Origin of the sequence: Eikenella glucosivorans (assembly GCF_016025525.2) — a bacterium.
GTDB lineage: Bacteria > Pseudomonadota > Gammaproteobacteria > Burkholderiales > Neisseriaceae > Eikenella > Eikenella glucosivorans.
In genome coordinates this window covers 157,231-171,089 of sequence record NZ_JACSGR010000003.1, presented here as the reverse complement: position 1 = coordinate 171,089, position 13,859 = coordinate 157,231, and the positions used below count along the sequence as shown (strand labels likewise).

The 13,859-nt window shown below is 54.4% G+C and carries 23 protein-coding genes; 2 read left to right on the top strand and 21 right to left on the bottom strand.

Annotated features, from left to right (window positions below):
• Positions 1 to 87: 87 nt before the first annotated feature.
• The 20 genes from H9Q10_RS04875 to H9Q10_RS04780 all read right to left on the bottom strand — a co-directional run bounded on the left by H9Q10_RS04875 (position 88) and on the right by H9Q10_RS04780 (position 11,241).
• Positions 88 to 294, bottom strand: coding sequence for a hypothetical protein (locus H9Q10_RS04875; protein ID WP_197902902.1), 207 nt, complete (start codon positions 292 to 294; stop codon positions 88 to 90).
• Between the two features lie 336 nt (positions 295 to 630).
• A complete protein-coding gene (locus H9Q10_RS04870; RefSeq protein WP_205229549.1) occupies positions 631 to 831 on the bottom strand; it encodes a hypothetical protein in 201 nt (66 codons plus the stop codon).
• Positions 832 to 956: 125 nt separating this feature from the next.
• The gene (locus H9Q10_RS04865) at positions 957 to 1,229 is read right to left on the bottom strand and encodes an HU family DNA-binding protein (RefSeq protein WP_153715170.1); all 273 of its coding nucleotides are present in this window, start codon (positions 1,227 to 1,229) and stop codon (positions 957 to 959) included.
• Between the two features lie 3 nt (positions 1,230 to 1,232).
• Entirely contained in the window at positions 1,233 to 1,373 is a 141-nt protein-coding gene (locus tag H9Q10_RS04860; RefSeq protein ID WP_153715171.1) for a hypothetical protein, read from the bottom strand.
• 61 nt (positions 1,374 to 1,434) lie between these two features.
• On the bottom strand, positions 1,435 to 2,319 hold the full coding sequence (locus H9Q10_RS04855; protein ID WP_197902901.1) for a recombination-associated protein RdgC: 885 nt from the start codon (positions 2,317 to 2,319) through the stop codon (positions 1,435 to 1,437).
• On the bottom strand, positions 2,309 to 2,623 hold the full coding sequence (locus H9Q10_RS04850) for a hypothetical protein (protein ID WP_197902900.1): 315 nt from the start codon (positions 2,621 to 2,623) through the stop codon (positions 2,309 to 2,311). Before H9Q10_RS04850 ends, H9Q10_RS04855 begins: the two co-directional genes overlap by 11 nt.
• A gap of 12 nt (positions 2,624 to 2,635) precedes the next feature.
• On the bottom strand, positions 2,636 to 2,857 hold the full coding sequence (locus H9Q10_RS04845; RefSeq protein ID WP_197902899.1) for a hypothetical protein: 222 nt from the start codon (positions 2,855 to 2,857) through the stop codon (positions 2,636 to 2,638).
• A gap of 1 nt (position 2,858) precedes the next feature.
• Positions 2,859 to 3,398, bottom strand: coding sequence for a host-nuclease inhibitor Gam family protein (locus tag H9Q10_RS04840; protein ID WP_064104672.1), 540 nt, complete (start codon positions 3,396 to 3,398; stop codon positions 2,859 to 2,861).
• Positions 3,399 to 3,400: 2 nt separating this feature from the next.
• A complete protein-coding gene (locus H9Q10_RS04835; RefSeq protein WP_064104673.1) occupies positions 3,401 to 3,802 on the bottom strand; it encodes a hypothetical protein in 402 nt (133 codons plus the stop codon).
• A gap of 5 nt (positions 3,803 to 3,807) precedes the next feature.
• The gene (locus H9Q10_RS04830) at positions 3,808 to 4,293 is read right to left on the bottom strand and encodes a hypothetical protein (protein WP_197902898.1); all 486 of its coding nucleotides are present in this window, start codon (positions 4,291 to 4,293) and stop codon (positions 3,808 to 3,810) included.
• Positions 4,290 to 4,598, bottom strand: a complete 309-nt coding sequence (locus H9Q10_RS04825; RefSeq protein ID WP_197902897.1) for a hypothetical protein — start codon at positions 4,596 to 4,598, stop codon at positions 4,290 to 4,292. The genes H9Q10_RS04830 and H9Q10_RS04825 overlap by 4 nt, the downstream gene beginning before the upstream one ends.
• A gap of 29 nt (positions 4,599 to 4,627) precedes the next feature.
• Positions 4,628 to 5,311, bottom strand: coding sequence for a DUF2786 domain-containing protein (locus tag H9Q10_RS04820; RefSeq protein ID WP_197902896.1), 684 nt, complete (start codon positions 5,309 to 5,311; stop codon positions 4,628 to 4,630).
• A gap of 1 nt (position 5,312) precedes the next feature.
• Positions 5,313 to 5,843, bottom strand: a complete 531-nt coding sequence (locus H9Q10_RS04815; protein ID WP_197902895.1) for a hypothetical protein — start codon at positions 5,841 to 5,843, stop codon at positions 5,313 to 5,315.
• 1 nt (position 5,844) lies between these two features.
• Positions 5,845 to 6,564: a hypothetical protein gene (locus H9Q10_RS04810; protein ID WP_197902894.1), complete on the bottom strand. Its 720-nt coding sequence runs from the start codon at positions 6,562 to 6,564 to the stop codon at positions 5,845 to 5,847.
• Positions 6,565 to 6,718: 154 nt separating this feature from the next.
• Positions 6,719 to 7,018, bottom strand: a complete 300-nt coding sequence (locus H9Q10_RS04805) for a hypothetical protein (RefSeq protein WP_197902893.1) — start codon at positions 7,016 to 7,018, stop codon at positions 6,719 to 6,721.
• Between the two features lie 51 nt (positions 7,019 to 7,069).
• Positions 7,070 to 7,246 carry a hypothetical protein gene (locus H9Q10_RS04800; RefSeq protein WP_153715181.1) on the bottom strand — a complete coding sequence of 59 codons (177 nt, stop codon included), beginning with the start codon at positions 7,244 to 7,246 and terminating at the stop codon, positions 7,070 to 7,072.
• Between the two features lies 1 nt (position 7,247).
• Positions 7,248 to 8,135, bottom strand: a complete 888-nt coding sequence (locus H9Q10_RS04795; RefSeq protein WP_197902892.1) for an AAA family ATPase — start codon at positions 8,133 to 8,135, stop codon at positions 7,248 to 7,250.
• A gap of 74 nt (positions 8,136 to 8,209) precedes the next feature.
• Positions 8,210 to 10,270 (bottom strand): Mu transposase C-terminal domain-containing protein, encoded by a 2,061-nt coding sequence (locus H9Q10_RS04790; protein ID WP_238480139.1) that lies wholly within the window; start codon positions 10,268 to 10,270, stop codon positions 8,210 to 8,212.
• Entirely contained in the window at positions 10,263 to 10,739 is a 477-nt protein-coding gene (locus tag H9Q10_RS04785) for a hypothetical protein (protein ID WP_197902891.1), read from the bottom strand. Before H9Q10_RS04785 ends, H9Q10_RS04790 begins: the two co-directional genes overlap by 8 nt.
• Before the next feature lie 223 nt (positions 10,740 to 10,962).
• Positions 10,963 to 11,241, bottom strand: coding sequence for a helix-turn-helix domain-containing protein (locus H9Q10_RS04780; protein ID WP_049258891.1), 279 nt, complete (start codon positions 11,239 to 11,241; stop codon positions 10,963 to 10,965).
• A gap of 193 nt (positions 11,242 to 11,434) precedes the next feature.
• Here H9Q10_RS04780 and H9Q10_RS04775 point away from each other — a divergent pair, with 193 nt between their 5' ends.
• A complete protein-coding gene (locus H9Q10_RS04775) occupies positions 11,435 to 12,286 on the top strand; it encodes a LexA family transcriptional regulator (RefSeq protein ID WP_197902890.1) in 852 nt (283 codons plus the stop codon).
• Here the strand turns inward: H9Q10_RS04775 and H9Q10_RS04770 are convergent.
• Complete coding sequence (locus H9Q10_RS04770) at positions 12,283 to 12,507, bottom strand: hypothetical protein (protein WP_197902889.1); 225 nt, start codon at positions 12,505 to 12,507, stop codon at positions 12,283 to 12,285. The two genes, H9Q10_RS04775 and H9Q10_RS04770, sit on opposite strands and share 4 nt — an antisense overlap.
• A gap of 402 nt (positions 12,508 to 12,909) precedes the next feature.
• On the opposite strand from H9Q10_RS04770, the gene gloB reads away from it, so the two are divergent.
• On the top strand, positions 12,910 to 13,659 hold the full coding sequence (gene gloB, locus H9Q10_RS04765) for a hydroxyacylglutathione hydrolase (RefSeq protein WP_197902888.1): 750 nt from the start codon (positions 12,910 to 12,912) through the stop codon (positions 13,657 to 13,659).
• Positions 13,660 to 13,859: the final 200 nt, after the last annotated feature.

The window sequence follows — 13,859 nt, the reverse complement described above, 5'->3', positions numbered from 1 at the left end:
AGTAAGATACACAAATCAGTAAGATGAGCAACAAAAACAACAAAAAACCCCTGCAACTGTGCAGGGGGTTATCGGGGAAGCCCGTATTTACTCGAAAATCCAGCCGTCCACATCGGCCACCACGACCACGGCGTTTTGATAGCGAATGTCCGCACCGGTCTCAAAATCGGTGTGGCACTCGGGCAGTACGGTGCCAATGTAGGCAGCCTGGCTGCATTTGAGCAGGGTCGGCTCCCTGCCATGTTGTTCGGCAAAGGCGGCGTAGTCGGCGGCGAGGCGTGCTTGTGAAATCATTAGCAGCTCCATAAAATTCAGGTTTTTTAACCCTTACCTTATCGTCATGATGCTCTTTTTTACTGCCCTAGCCGGCATTTCTACGGCGATTACCGCCATTTTAATGTTGTATGACTGGTGGCATTCACGGCAACCGCCCATTTATTGGACTGTAAATCCAATAGACGACATTGGGACGTATCTCGTTCGGATATGGTTCGGATCGCTCAGATACAACAGTTACACAGTAAATAGTATCAAGCTAATCTCCGATGGCAATCCGGTAATAACTGGTGCAGACGTTAGCCTGTCAAAAAGGGATGCAACATCACTTCAGTTGGACTGGATGATACCTGCTCAAACCGTCGGCTTCCAGTCAGAGCCGGAGCGTTTTTCGCTTTCGGTGGAGAATGTTGTTACCACAACGGATTTGTTGTTGAACATCTCCACTAAGTCGTTCCCTAAACGACGCACCCTGTTAATTTCTCTCGTCAAAACGCAGGTTAATACCAACTGACTTATAGGGATAAGCACCTGAAAAAACAATAACCAGTTCATAAAACACTCCCAATAAAACATGTTGCCAGTATACTGAACTGCTTCATGACATGGATTGAGATACAGTTCAGTGCGCAAAAAAACAGGCTGCCTTTCTCAGGTAGCCTGTTTTGTCTTGCTGTCCCTTATTGCACCAAGTCCTTAAGCGCTTGGGTCGGATTAAACTTGATTTTGCGCTTAGCCGGGATTTCCACCGGCTCGCCGGTCTGCGGATTGCGACCAGTGCGGGCAGCGGTCTCCACCACCTTAAACGTGCCGAACCCCGGCAGGGTGATTTTATCGCCGCGGGTCAATGCGGCGGCGATGGCACCCTGCACCGCCTTCAGGGCGGCATCAGCATCGGCCTTGGTAAATTCGCCACGCTCGGCGATGTCTTTGATTAAATCCTGTTTATTCATGGTTTACACTCCTCGTTCAAGTTTGGCGTAGATATATTCGGCTTCCGCTTCACTATAGCCTGATTCGGCAGCCCTATCTACAAACAATTGCCAGTTTTCGCTGATAAAGTCGGCAACCAACACTTTTTCTGCTTCATCTAACATGGGTTTAACTCCTGTTTAAAAGCGGCAAACCGTGCCGCGCGGGTTCGATTTTTCAGGCAGCCTAATCCTGCAAGCCGCCAAGCATAATAATCAGCTCGTCCAGCATACTGGTCAGCGCGTGAGCCATGATGATTTGCGATGCGGCCACCACATCGGCGCTACTGTCGCCTTGGCTTTGGGTATCTTCCCGCAAATGGTCTAGGTAGCCGATACGCTTAAAGGTCAAATCCTGCGTCAGCACCAGCACCACGCTCTCGCGCCATACCAAGCCAAGTTCGACCACACGTTTGCCGCATTTCACATGCTGCACCACTTCTTCGGCGGTTACGTCTTCGCGCTTGATGCGTATTTCCGCGCCCATATCGCCCGCGCCCACCAAGGCTACGTAGTCGTCCAGCTCAAACTGCCCGTCGGCCTCGCCGCGCAGCAGCCATTGGGTCATCAGCTCGGATACGGAGCGGCGGGTAACGGTGGGCTGTGCCCGCAGCCCGCCCAAGGCTTCACGCAGATGGCCCAACAGGTTTTCGGCTTTGTTGCCGGTCTGGTTAATCAGCAAGTAGCCGCCAACCAAGACTGCATCAGTGCGGCTGGCGCGGGTAAAGGCCCGCGGCAGCAGCTCGTCAATAATCTGCTCTTTCAGCTCCTGCCTTTCCTTGCGGCCAACGTTGCGTGCTTCCTCCGCTTCGATTTTGGCAATTTTTCCATCGAGAGCAGTTTTGATGACCGCACCCGGCAGCACCCGTTCTTCACGTTTCAGGGAGATGCCGAGCGTTTTGTCTGCGGCAAATACCAGCTCGTCGCCAAACGGCTGCGGCACGGCAAAACCGTCGGTAAACCAATCCAGCCCGCAGGGTGGCACAAAGCGGTGTTCGTCCAATGCGGCGGCTAAAACGGCCGCATCCGGGGTTTCAGGTAGCCTGTAGGCTTGGCATTGCTTAAACCACATCTTTTTGCTCCTCATTGTCGGTTACACATTTGTTGCCGTTTACCCAGCCTTCTTGGTAATCCACCTCTCCGGCTTTGACCTGTACGGCATGGGCTTTCACTTCGTCCCAATCCATGTTGTTGGCTGCCCAGTCTTCGATTTCAAATTCATGCGTGGTAAACAGCCGCTCGGTTTCAGCTTTGACCTTCTCGCGGTCTTCGCCGCAGCGCTCGGCGTAATAATCGGTTCGGGCATCGGCAATGATTTGGGTGGGCACGCGCCAAACCGAAAAATCTGGCATTTCTACCAATAGATATTTCTTCATTTTTTCAAACTCCTACATGACAAACCAAATTGCGGCACTGATTGCAAACCACGCAGCCGAACCGATAAACAACAAGCGGCCTTTTCGGTAGTATTCGCCAGCTAACTCAAGCTGTCGCCGCGCTTCCAGTAATCTTTCTTGACAAGCATTGAGGACTCTAAGTGTGTTGGCGGATTCTGCCGCTTCCTTCCATGCCACTAACAGGCTTTCTAGGCGGTCTGCGCGGTCATCCATCTCACACCCCCTCCAGCACTTGATCGTGCGGTTCGATGACAAAAAACTCTTTGCCTAGCACCAGTTTGATTCCAGGCACCTGACCATCAGCAAACAGCTCCTGTTCGTTGAGGATGGCCTCTTTGTTTACCTCGCGTTTCACGCGCAAAAAGCGTGAGCGGTCGGGGTCGGCTTCCAGCAGGGCGATAACGGCATCCACGCCGGACACGCTCACTTTGGGCGGGTTCACACGCCATTTCACGGTGCCGGTTACAAAGTCGGCAAACTTAACCTTGCCGCCGTCAGTAATGGACAGCCGGTTAGCCTCACACCACAGCTGCACGCTGTCTTGCAGGGCTTCGATGCGCTCGTTGAGCGGGGCGGCATCGTTGGCGTACTTTTCCTGCAATTCGGCAATGCCGTCGTTCATAGCGGCGGCAAGGCGTTCGCGGTCGCGGGTGAGGTCGCCGATTTCGCGGATGTAGGCCACCACGTCGTCTTTGCTCTGTGCAGCCACTTGGGCGGCTTGTTTCAGTCGGGTTTTTTTGGTTTTTACTGCCATTTTTACTTCCTTTCTTCGTCAAAAAACTGGTTTTGTTCAATCATCTTGTCGGCCAGCATGGCAAGCGCGGCGGCCACACGCTTTTTGTTTTTGGCTATTTCCTCTTCCGTCCACACCTTCTTAGGGGCTTCCAGCTGCGGCGGGGGTGGCACGGGCGGGATACAGGCAATCAACATTTTCGGGGTCGGCCAGCGGTCTATGTTTGCCCACAGGGTGCCGAATGCCTGCTCGATTCGCTGCGGGTCGCGCCGGTCATCCCAGGCAATCGGCAATGAGTTAAAGGCTGCAATCCATGCCTGATATGTCCCGTCGGCGGCATCGAGCGGCGGATGCCCCGGCAATCGCATCGCAAACATGTGCTGCAGGCCGGACACCAAGGCATTGTTTACTTCTCTGGTCATCATTTGGATTACCGCTTAAACTTTTCGCCGGCCGCCGCTGCCTGAAGAGTGCTGCTGGGTGCGGCCTGTTGTTGGGCTGGCTGGGCTGGTACAGCAGGGACAGCCTCGACAGGTGTATTGCCTACCCAACCAGCGATAATCTCGTACAGATACCCATGCGATTTGAGCGGTGTTTTTAGGCGGCCGCTGTCGCGGGCAGTCAGCACCTCATTAAAGGCGTATGTCCAGGCAGCCACCGGGGCGGGATGGACTTGGCCGTTGCGGCGGATTTCGCCAGCCCGGATGTCGGGTATCAACTCGGACATCAGCGAGTACATGCGAGCTTGAGAGAGCGAGGATTTGCTCGGGCGGAACAGGCCGAGGTACTGCACCAGCCCTTGGGTCATCGGCCCGCCGATATTGGCCAGCGTCCACAAGCTCTGCCGCGCCTGCTCGTGGGCAATCAGCCCATCGAGGGAGTTTTCCGCGCCGCAGCACGGGCAACGGGTTTTCATGCTGCCGCTCCCTGTTCGGCATCCAGCCGCAAAAAGGTATCGATGTTGTCGCGCTCGGCTTGCAGGGCAAACACCCTGTCTTCGGTGCCCATGTCGTCCGGGTAGTCGCGTAAAATCATCCAATCCAGCCGGGCGCTGTCAGGGTTGGGTACTGCGGCACGGAGCAGCTCGTAACAATCCTCAAAGGATGGTGGGCTATATCCATATTCGCCCTCTGCGAAAAAATCGACCTGCATCAATCGGTCATCTATCTTGTCGACCACCCCAATCTGCCCAGTGGGTTTAAATCGCACGATGTCACCCACGTTAAATTTCCTTGCCATTTCTTGCTCCTTTATCCGTTTAAACCTAACTGCTTCCGCTCTTCGCCGCCGTCCATCGCGTGGTACAGCTGCGCCTCGCGGCCTTTTCTTACTCCGGCAGCCAAATCCTGCTCTCTGCTGGCTTTCGAGCCACCGTGCACGTCACGTTTTTTGGCCTGCCCCATTTCGCCGAACTGTTTTTGGTAGCGTTCGAGCATGTCTTTTTCTTCCGGCTCGGTGGCAAACTCTTTGACCTTCTGCGCAACGGCATATACCCAACCCGTGCAAAATTGGTCGGCGCGGGCAGTCTTGTTACGCGACAGGCGTACCGCTTTAAGCTCGTTTTTGATGTATTCGCGCCGCTCTTTTTTCAGTTGGCGTAGCAATACCTCGTAAGCGTAGGCGGCCAGCTCCGGCTTGATGCCGATGCCGAAAAACCGTGCTTCGGCCAAACCCCACTGCGTGTGCTGGTAACTTTTCACCCCGAACGCCTTGGCACACTGGGAAATCAATATCTGATGCCAAGTCGGCAGTGTTGCAGCGACCGGTACGCCTTTTTCGGTTACGGCAGACAGCTCCACTTCCATTTCGCTGATGCCGTACTTTTTCATGAGTATCTGTGCCTGCCGGATGGCCTGCGCCGCCTCGTGTTCGTTGGCCGATTCGCCCAGTGCCAGGCATTTCTTGATTTTTTCCAATACTTTTTGCTTGTCCATTTCAAACCTCTAATTTCTTAAACTTAACCACCCAAACCCACGGGTTTGCATCCCAAGAATCAAAGCCGTTCAGGTAGCACCAGTAGTTGAAAAATTTGTCGATGGGGCAATTCGTCCCCGGGTTGTTATCTGTACCCTCCGCCTGCGCATCCTCCCGGCTGATGGATTTCAGGCGCTCCACCCCGGTGTCGACCACCTCAAGCAGGATGCGACTATGTTTGCGTGGCAGGTGGATGGATGGCTTCCATTTGATGTTGTTTGGTGCGGCATCATCGGCCTTGTAGAGCAGGCTGCCTGTTTCCGGGTGCAGCGCCCATGTTTCACGTACCCACAAGCGGTCGCCTGCTTGGCCGTAAGGGCAAGGGATGACGGCGGCGTTTTCAACGGCGGGCGGGCGTACTCCGAAACCGCGTGCCATTTGGTCGGTCAGCACGGCAGACTGTGGCTTAACGATGCGCCGGGTCTGCGTTTTGCGGCCGGCCAAAATCGCCCGCACCATCGGGCCGCTAAATAAAATCGGACGTTCCTTCATTTCACACCCCTTCCATCGCGATAAACTTTTCCACAAACCCCACCACTTTCAGCATTTGCCCGCGGCTCAACTGCATCTTCCATAGGCCGTTGCCCTTGTCGATGCTGAAACTACCGTCGCTAAAGCCGCCGATTTTGATGTCGTGCTCGTCGCTGGGCTTCTCGTCGGCATTGGCTGCGGTTAAAACTACGGTATCGTCTTCTTTCGGCTGCGGCTGTACGGCAGGCTCAGTGGCCATTTCAGCCAATACAACCGTTTGAGGTGTCACAGATTGCCCGCCGTCCTGATTTTCAGGTAGCCCGCCAACCAGCCGCCATATCCCGTGTCCGGAGCGCTCAATCAGGCCGTCTTCTTTCAGTTTGTTCAATACACTGGTGCCTGCCTGATAACTGCCGAGCATTGCATTGATGCTGCGGGTGCTTACATCCTGCCCCGGGCGGCCTTTAAAGTAGCGCAGCACGTTTTCGCGCATCTCTTTTTCATTTTTCCCGGTAGGTTTTTTGTCCGACACTGGCTTGGCAGATGCCAGGCTGTAAACCATCTTGCCGCCTTTGGGGGTGGAGACAACGGCACCGACCCCTTCCAGTTCAACCAGCGCATCGGTCAAGTCCCGGCCGGATACGCCGCTCAACTGGGCGAGCCGCTCAATCCGTAGCGGCGGCTGGCCGTCCATTGCTTGGCAAATCGCCATTTTGTTTTCGAGTTTTTCCTGCTGACCCATGCTTATCTCCTCTGTTTCTTCCGGTAGCCCGTCTGTTTGAGCTGTGTTTGTTGTGCCTGCCTAGCCTTTCGCTGCAATATCCGCTGCTCCGTCAATCGCGCCTTAAATTCCTCGTCGCTCAAGTTGTAGCCGCGTCGTCTAATCGGTCGCCTAATCATGGTTTTGTCCTTTCGTTTTCAGGTAGTCTGTCGGGGGCGGGCTCATACACGATGCCGCGTATCCGCTCTCGGTCGCTCATGCGGCTGTAGGCCGCTTCTTGTTGCACCGCTTCGCGTTCCACCTGCCTTTGCAGGGCGGCGCTGCGGGCGGCAGCTTCCTGCACGGCGGCAGCTCTGGCACTCACGGCCGGCACGGGCTGCGGGGCGCAGGAGGCGGCCAGTCCGCTGTAGGCTATGGCGGCGGCTACCGCAATCAGCCACTGGCGCAGTTTTACTTCCATCACATCTGCAAACATTTCTAAAATCCTTTAATTACAATCACTTATCCAAAACGTAAGGCAAAAAAATTATTGTGCCTTCAAAGCCTTAGCCTCGTTTTCGCACTCCCTGCACACGTCCGACCAGCTGTCCGCCCGCTCCTTGTGTCGCTCCCTGCCGCTGCCGATGTAGCGGTAATTGCGCAGGTACTTGAGGCGGCGGCAGACGCGGCAGGTTTTGAGCCGTTGCCATCTACGGGTAGCCATATCAGCTCCTGATCAGCACCATCTCCACCCGCTCCAGCAGGGCTTCGTCCAGCGGCAGGATTTCGCCGTCGTCACGGGCATTCAGGTAGCTCATGCGGTACATATTGGAGAGGATTTTGAACAACCGGCGCGGGCTGCCGCCTGCCTTGTCGATAATCTTGCCGCGCAGCTTGGCTTTGTCGGCCAACTCCGGCAGGGTGGCGCGGGCAATGGCGTCCAATTCCTCGCGCGGCACGCTGTCGCCCAAGTCCCAGTGCAGGGTAACGCGGCTATACAGCTGCTCCAGCTCGCCGTGGCGGCCTTTCAGATTGGATAACAGGCGGGGCGTGCCCACCAGCACTAAACCGATACCAGCCAAATCGTGCAGGCGGCGCAGCAGCTCCAGCGAGCGGGTGGACAGGTTCTCGGCTTCGTCCACAATCAGCAGGCGACCGCTGCTTTGCAGCTTTTTAATCACCGCTTCGTTGATGTCATTGGTACTGCCGCGCAGTTCTACGCCGATTTTTTTGGCGATATTTTTGAGCAGCACGTTCGGCGTATAGGTGGTGAGCGTTTCAATCAGCACCACTTCCGGATTCTGCTTGGCAAACACGCGCAGGGCGGTGGTTTTGCCCAAACCGGCGCGGCCGTAAATCACGCCGTTTTGGCATTCTTCGTAGGCGGTAGAGAGCAGGTCTGTAATGGTATGTACGGTATCGGTGTTGAGGATTTTTTCTGCCAGTTTCGGATTTTTCAGGCGTTTGGCTTCGCGTTTCAGGTAGGCGGCGACGATTTCGTCCAGTTCCTCAACATTGCCGGGATACTTGCCCTGCAGGTATTGGTTGATCATGGCCTTGGATTTGCCTAGGCTCTTGGCTACTTGGTTCTGCGATACCTTGTAGCGGTTCATGTGATTCTGTAATTTCTCTGCGTAACTCATGTTTAAACCCCTGTTAAATGCCCTGTAATCGGGTCGTTTTAGCGTTAAAAATACCTAAATCCGTCTTTTTTCCTGCGGCTTGTGCCGTCTGTACCGGTGGCGGGGATTTCTTCGTATTCCACCTCCAACACCTCGGGCATTTCTGCCGGGAGCTCCTCCGCCGGTGTCGATGCCAACGCCTTGATGCTTGCCCTGGCATCCAACACCCCACGCCGTTCGGCTTCGATTTCGGCGATTTGGTTTTGCCTGCGTTTTTTGCGGTTGTCGGCGCGTTGCTTGTCCTTGATGGCGCGTACCGAATCCATATCAAAGGCGGGATGCTTGTTGCCGTTAAGCTCGGCGCGGCAAATGTATTGGCCGTCCATGTCGTACACCTTCACGCTCGAGGCATCGTCCAAATCGTAGGACACCCGCACCTTTTTGCCGTGGTGGACATCTAGAGCATTGCTGAAATATTGGAAATTCAGCATATCCAGCCAACCGTTGCGTACCGTGCGCTCCACTTCCGGCCTGAACAGCGTATCCAGCTCCTCATGACTCAACATTTCGATGTGCAGGTCGTCTTTTACCATCAGCGCGATGCGGTGTTGGCGGTATTCGGCGGGGCTGTAGCGCTGGCCGTCGGCCTTTTTCGGCAGTTCGGAGTGCGGCCGCTTGTTATATCTGTCGATGGTGGCGGCCACATCGGCGATAAACTGATTCCAAGTGGGCAGTTTCTGCCGGTAGCGGCGCTGCTCGGTGGTCAGCTCCTTGCCCTTGCGCTCGGCTTTGATGGCCGATTCCAGCTTGCGGTACACTGTGTTTTTGGTGGTTTCATCCATCCCGGTGCCGACAAATGTGTCGTAACTGCGTGCCAACCGTACCAAGTTGTCTTTCCACCACCGTTCGATGATGCCGCGCCCCTGCGGGTGGCTCGGGATACCGGTTACATGGTGGATGGCGAGCCTTGCGGCGATACCGGTTATCTCGTGGTCGATGGTTTTACCCGTCTGCCCAGCACCGTTGTCGGAGTAGTAGATCAGCGGCAAACCAAAGTGCTTCATGCCGATGCGCAAGGCGTCGCAAACCGCGATACAGGACTCGGCAAAACTTACCGAAAAGCCCATAACCATGCGTGTGCAGCCATCCAAGACCACCGTTACCTCCGGCTTAAACGGGCTGCCGTGCACCGGGTGCTGTACTTTGGCCTTAAATGAGTGGCCGTCGCCGATCCACACATCGTTCGGCTCCAATACATCCCAATCGCGCTTCTCGTGCGGCAGGATTTTGGTGTAGGCTGGGCCCGTTTTACGACCGCGCTGGCGCATGATTTCAGGCAATTTGTTCCACACGCGCTTCACGGCGTCATAACTTGGCAGGGTATAGGCCGGGGCGGGCTGGTTGCCGTACCACTCGGCAAAATCCTGATAACTGTGTGCCAGCGGCGGGTTTTGCGGGCGGCAGTGGATCGCCAAAAAGTCGCCCAGCCAGATATGTGCCTCAATCGGCAGCTCCTGTTTACCCTTGCCCGGAGCCAGTGCCACCAGCCGCTCGTTCGGGCTGCCTGCCTTCTTATAGGCTGCCACCCATCCGGCCAGCGAGCGTTGCCCGATTTTTGAGGCTCCACCGCTTTTGTTGTTGGCAATCGGCACCAGTTTCATCATGGCTTCGTTTAGCGCGCCCAACTCAATCTGTTCTACCATCAGCGCCACGGCTTTATGCACCGGCATACCGCTCGTACGGTGGATATGCAGTACTTCGGCCACCAAAGACATTCGGGCATGGGCACAGGCTATCTGTTTTTGGTTGTAGCCTTTAATAACAGTGTCCAAAGGCAAGCCGGCTTGGGATGGGCGCAGAACAGCTGGCTTAGATTGCTTTTTCTTCTGCACAGGGGGCTTGGCCGTGGACTTGGCCAGCATCCCCATCAGGTGTTTTTCAGCGATGGCGTCTTGGATTCCCTGCGGCAGGGCGGCTACTTGGTACTCAAAACCACCGCCTTTCCCGAATCGTCTGCGGCAAGGCCAAGATTCGCGCTTGGCTTTCTCAATGATGTTTTTCGCAGTACCTGGCAACCCGCGAATCTGTAAAGAGGCCAGCTCAGCGGCATTTAGATACTCACTCATCATCGTCTCCAAACCCTAGCTCCGGGGTCTCTGCCTTTTTGACGTTTTCGCGGTGGTAGGCGAGCAAGGCCAGTACACCGGTCAGGGCTTCGATGGTCTCATCCACACCGCTGCCGTCTTCGTGCCATTTAGCCAATAGGGCGATGGCTTCCGCTGTTTGGCTCTGTACTTTGGCAATATCAGCGGTAGAGCCTTTGCGGCCGCGTGGGATTTCAATGACTACCCGGTCGCCATGCAGCACGCTCAAGTACTCGCTGATGTATCGGCTGCCAGTTAAAGCCTCAAACTGGGCTATCCGGTTAAGTGGCATGGTGTTTTCGAGCAGCCAGCGGTAGTACGTTTTGAGCTCCACGCCCATCAGGTCGGCCATTACCTTGGATGGCAGCCTGCGCTCTTTAGCATGGTGCTTGGCCAGCTCGATGGCATGGTCGAGCGAGGTGGCTTTGGACTGTTTTTTGCTGTTTCTCATGGTGCTGCCTACTAACTCTGACTGTCTTATTTGCAAAAACTACTTTTTTGTCCGTTACCGTTATCGGTATAGTAAATTTTTGGTATTCCAAGCTGTTTTAACAGCGTTTTCCTGCAGTTAGACAATGCCGTTAGTTCCATTTTGTTTAGTTTTCTCATGGCTCGAACCCTCATTTTGGGAATTTAAGTGCGTGATTTTTCCGTTTTTGTTCCGTACAATGCGTTTAAGCATTAACTGTACGGTGTAGCACCGGCTGGAAATTGCGAGCCGCATACCGTTGCGGCCAAATTTGTTCAGGCCTCATGCCTAGGGCATCGGCAATGACCTGTTCGCTTTTCGGATAAGGTTTGACTAGGGCACTGTAAAGCGTGGTCGGGTGCACATTGACTTGTGCGGCCAGTGCGCGGATAGACCAACCCTGTTTTTTTAATGCAGCGATGATGTCTGCACGATGCCAATCCAAAGATTCCGGAGCTACTTTTTCAGCTATATTTTTTTTCATTTTGAATACCTATGTTTTGTCAGTTGGGGAACTGCCTCGATGTAGGTATTATATCGTAAAAGATAGAAATAACAAGCGTAAAAGTTACGATTTCTTTAATAAGAGTTCGTTATTTTTATAATTAGTTGATTTTATACATCAATTAGTTTTTGTTTTACGGTTATTCTTTCTTTTACGAAAGGGTAAAACTTAAATGGGTAACTTTTACGATGATTTAGAGGCGTTCACCGAGCGAATTTCTATAACTGTAGAGATGCTTGGTAGAGGTAAACAAGCCGAGGCTGCTAGAAAGGTTGGCGTAACGAGTGCAACAATTAAACGCTGGATTACAGGACAAGCTGACCCTTCTAGAAGCAATCTAGTGCGTCTATCACAAGCTGCTGGGGTAGAGGTCAATTGGCTTGCAACCGGGCAAGGTCCTATGTTTGCCTCAGGTGCTAACCGCTTAAAAGAACCTCAGGCATCCTATAACGTTTCCGAGCAAGACGAAGGCCGCCGGCTGCTGCAACAGCGGCTGGCTGAAACGAAAAATACATTGAACAATATTAGAAAAGCCGAACGTGGAGAGTCGACCGGAGAAGGTTGTGCCTTTGACGTACAAGGCAGGCCTGTTGATATAGATGAGTTTGTATTTATCCCGTTATATGACGTGGCTTTATCAGCCGGGCATGGTGCATGGGCAGATGATATACCGCCAAAATCTACCTTAGCTTTCCGGCGCGACTGGTTGGAAGCATTTGTTACAACAGATTTTAATAACTTATCTGTAGTTATGGTTAAGGGTGACAGCATGGCCGGTGTCCTCAACGACAAAGATGCCATCCTCGTCGACCACAGCCGCACTGAGGCTAGTGACGGCCTGTATGCCCTCCGGATCGGTAACGAGATCTTTGTAAAACGGGTACAGCGCTTACCGCATGCCCTACGAATTACCAGCGCGAACCCTGAATATGACCCATTTGAAGTACCCCTGCAAAATGGCGATAGCAGTGATAACAGTGTCAGCATCATCGGCAAGGTGGTATGGCTAGGTCGTGCCCTTTAACCGGCGTTTAACACCCGGTTAAATCCAGCCCATTTTTTCCGCTTTTTTGCCCACTTCCATCCATTCCCTGACCATTCTGCACCAAAATTCTGCCCATTTTTGACCAGTTTTTGGAAAAATAAAGCGCCACGGTTTCCGGACAAGGAAATGGCCGTAATCCCCGTCATTAAAGGATTGCGGCCATTTTTTTGTTTCCTACCTTCCGATGCAAAATATATCACTCCCCCAGTCCGTCATCACAAACTGGCGAGAATCCGCCATCAGCCAATTCAAATACAGAATCGCCGGATAATACAGAAAGCTATACACCCACGACCACCACGCCACAAACGGAATCTTCTCATCCAGCCGCGAAGCAATCACCTTCGCCTCGCGCAGCGGATGGCGCTGGGTGAAAAAATAAAACTGATACGCCCCCCACAATCAAAATCGCGCTCAGCACCAGATTAACCACATAATCCACAGTAGACATCAGCCGCCTGATCCTTTGTAAAATGCCGTAAAGGCGGGCATTCTCGCAACCCGCCCCTTATTTGTCAATTCATTCACCCCCGCACTTCCCAGCAACCGCCATCGTCGCTTAAAATCCCCGCATATCCAGCACCCTTCATTCAAAACAACCCATGCAAATCCTCCCCATCCCCGCCCTCGCCGACAACTACATCTGGCTGCTGCACCAAGGCAGCGAAGCCGTGTGCATCGACCCCGGCGAAGCCGCGCCCGTGTTAGGCTACCTGAAAAACCATAACCTCAGCCTGCGCCAAATCTGGGTCACCCACCACCACGACGACCACACCGGCGGCCTCGCCGAACTGCGCCGCCACTTCCCCGACTGCGCCGTATACGGCAACCGCGACATCCCCGAAGCCACCGAAACGGCAGGCGAAGGCAGCCACTGGCCCCTCTGGCAAGGCCAAGTGCGCGTGTGGCACACCCCCGGCCACACTGACAGCCACCTCAGCTACCTGCTGCAAGATAACGACCAGCTGCACGTATTCTGCGGCGACACCCTCTTCTCCGCCGGCTGCGGCCGCGTGTTCACCGGCACCATCGGGCAGCTCTTCGCCTCCCTGCAACGCTTCAACCGGCTGCCCGAACACACCCTGTTCTACCCCGCCCACGAATACACCGCCGCCAACCTGCGCTTCGCCGCACACATCGAGCTGCACAACCCCGCCATCGCCCGCAGCCTGCAAGCTGCCGCAAATATTCCCACCCTGCCCGTATCCCTCGCCCACGAGCGGCAAATCAACCCCTTCCTGCGCACCGCCGATTTTCAGGTAGCCGCCCGCGCCGCCGAACTCTCCGGCCAAACCCTCGCCAACGAAGAACAAGTATTCGCCGCCCTGCGCGAATTGAAAAACCGTTTCTAAATCCCGTTTGCCCCAACGCCAAACAGGCTACCTGAAATTTTTCAGGTAGCCTGTTTTAATGCGGCGGATGAATTGGGCAGTCGAAAAATCACCGCACGCAGGCAGTATCTTTTTTTCAGGTAGCCTTTCTCCGCCACTGCAAAGGCTACCTGAAAAAGCGCGAGCTTGCGCACCATTCATACGGGCCTGCACTATCGCGG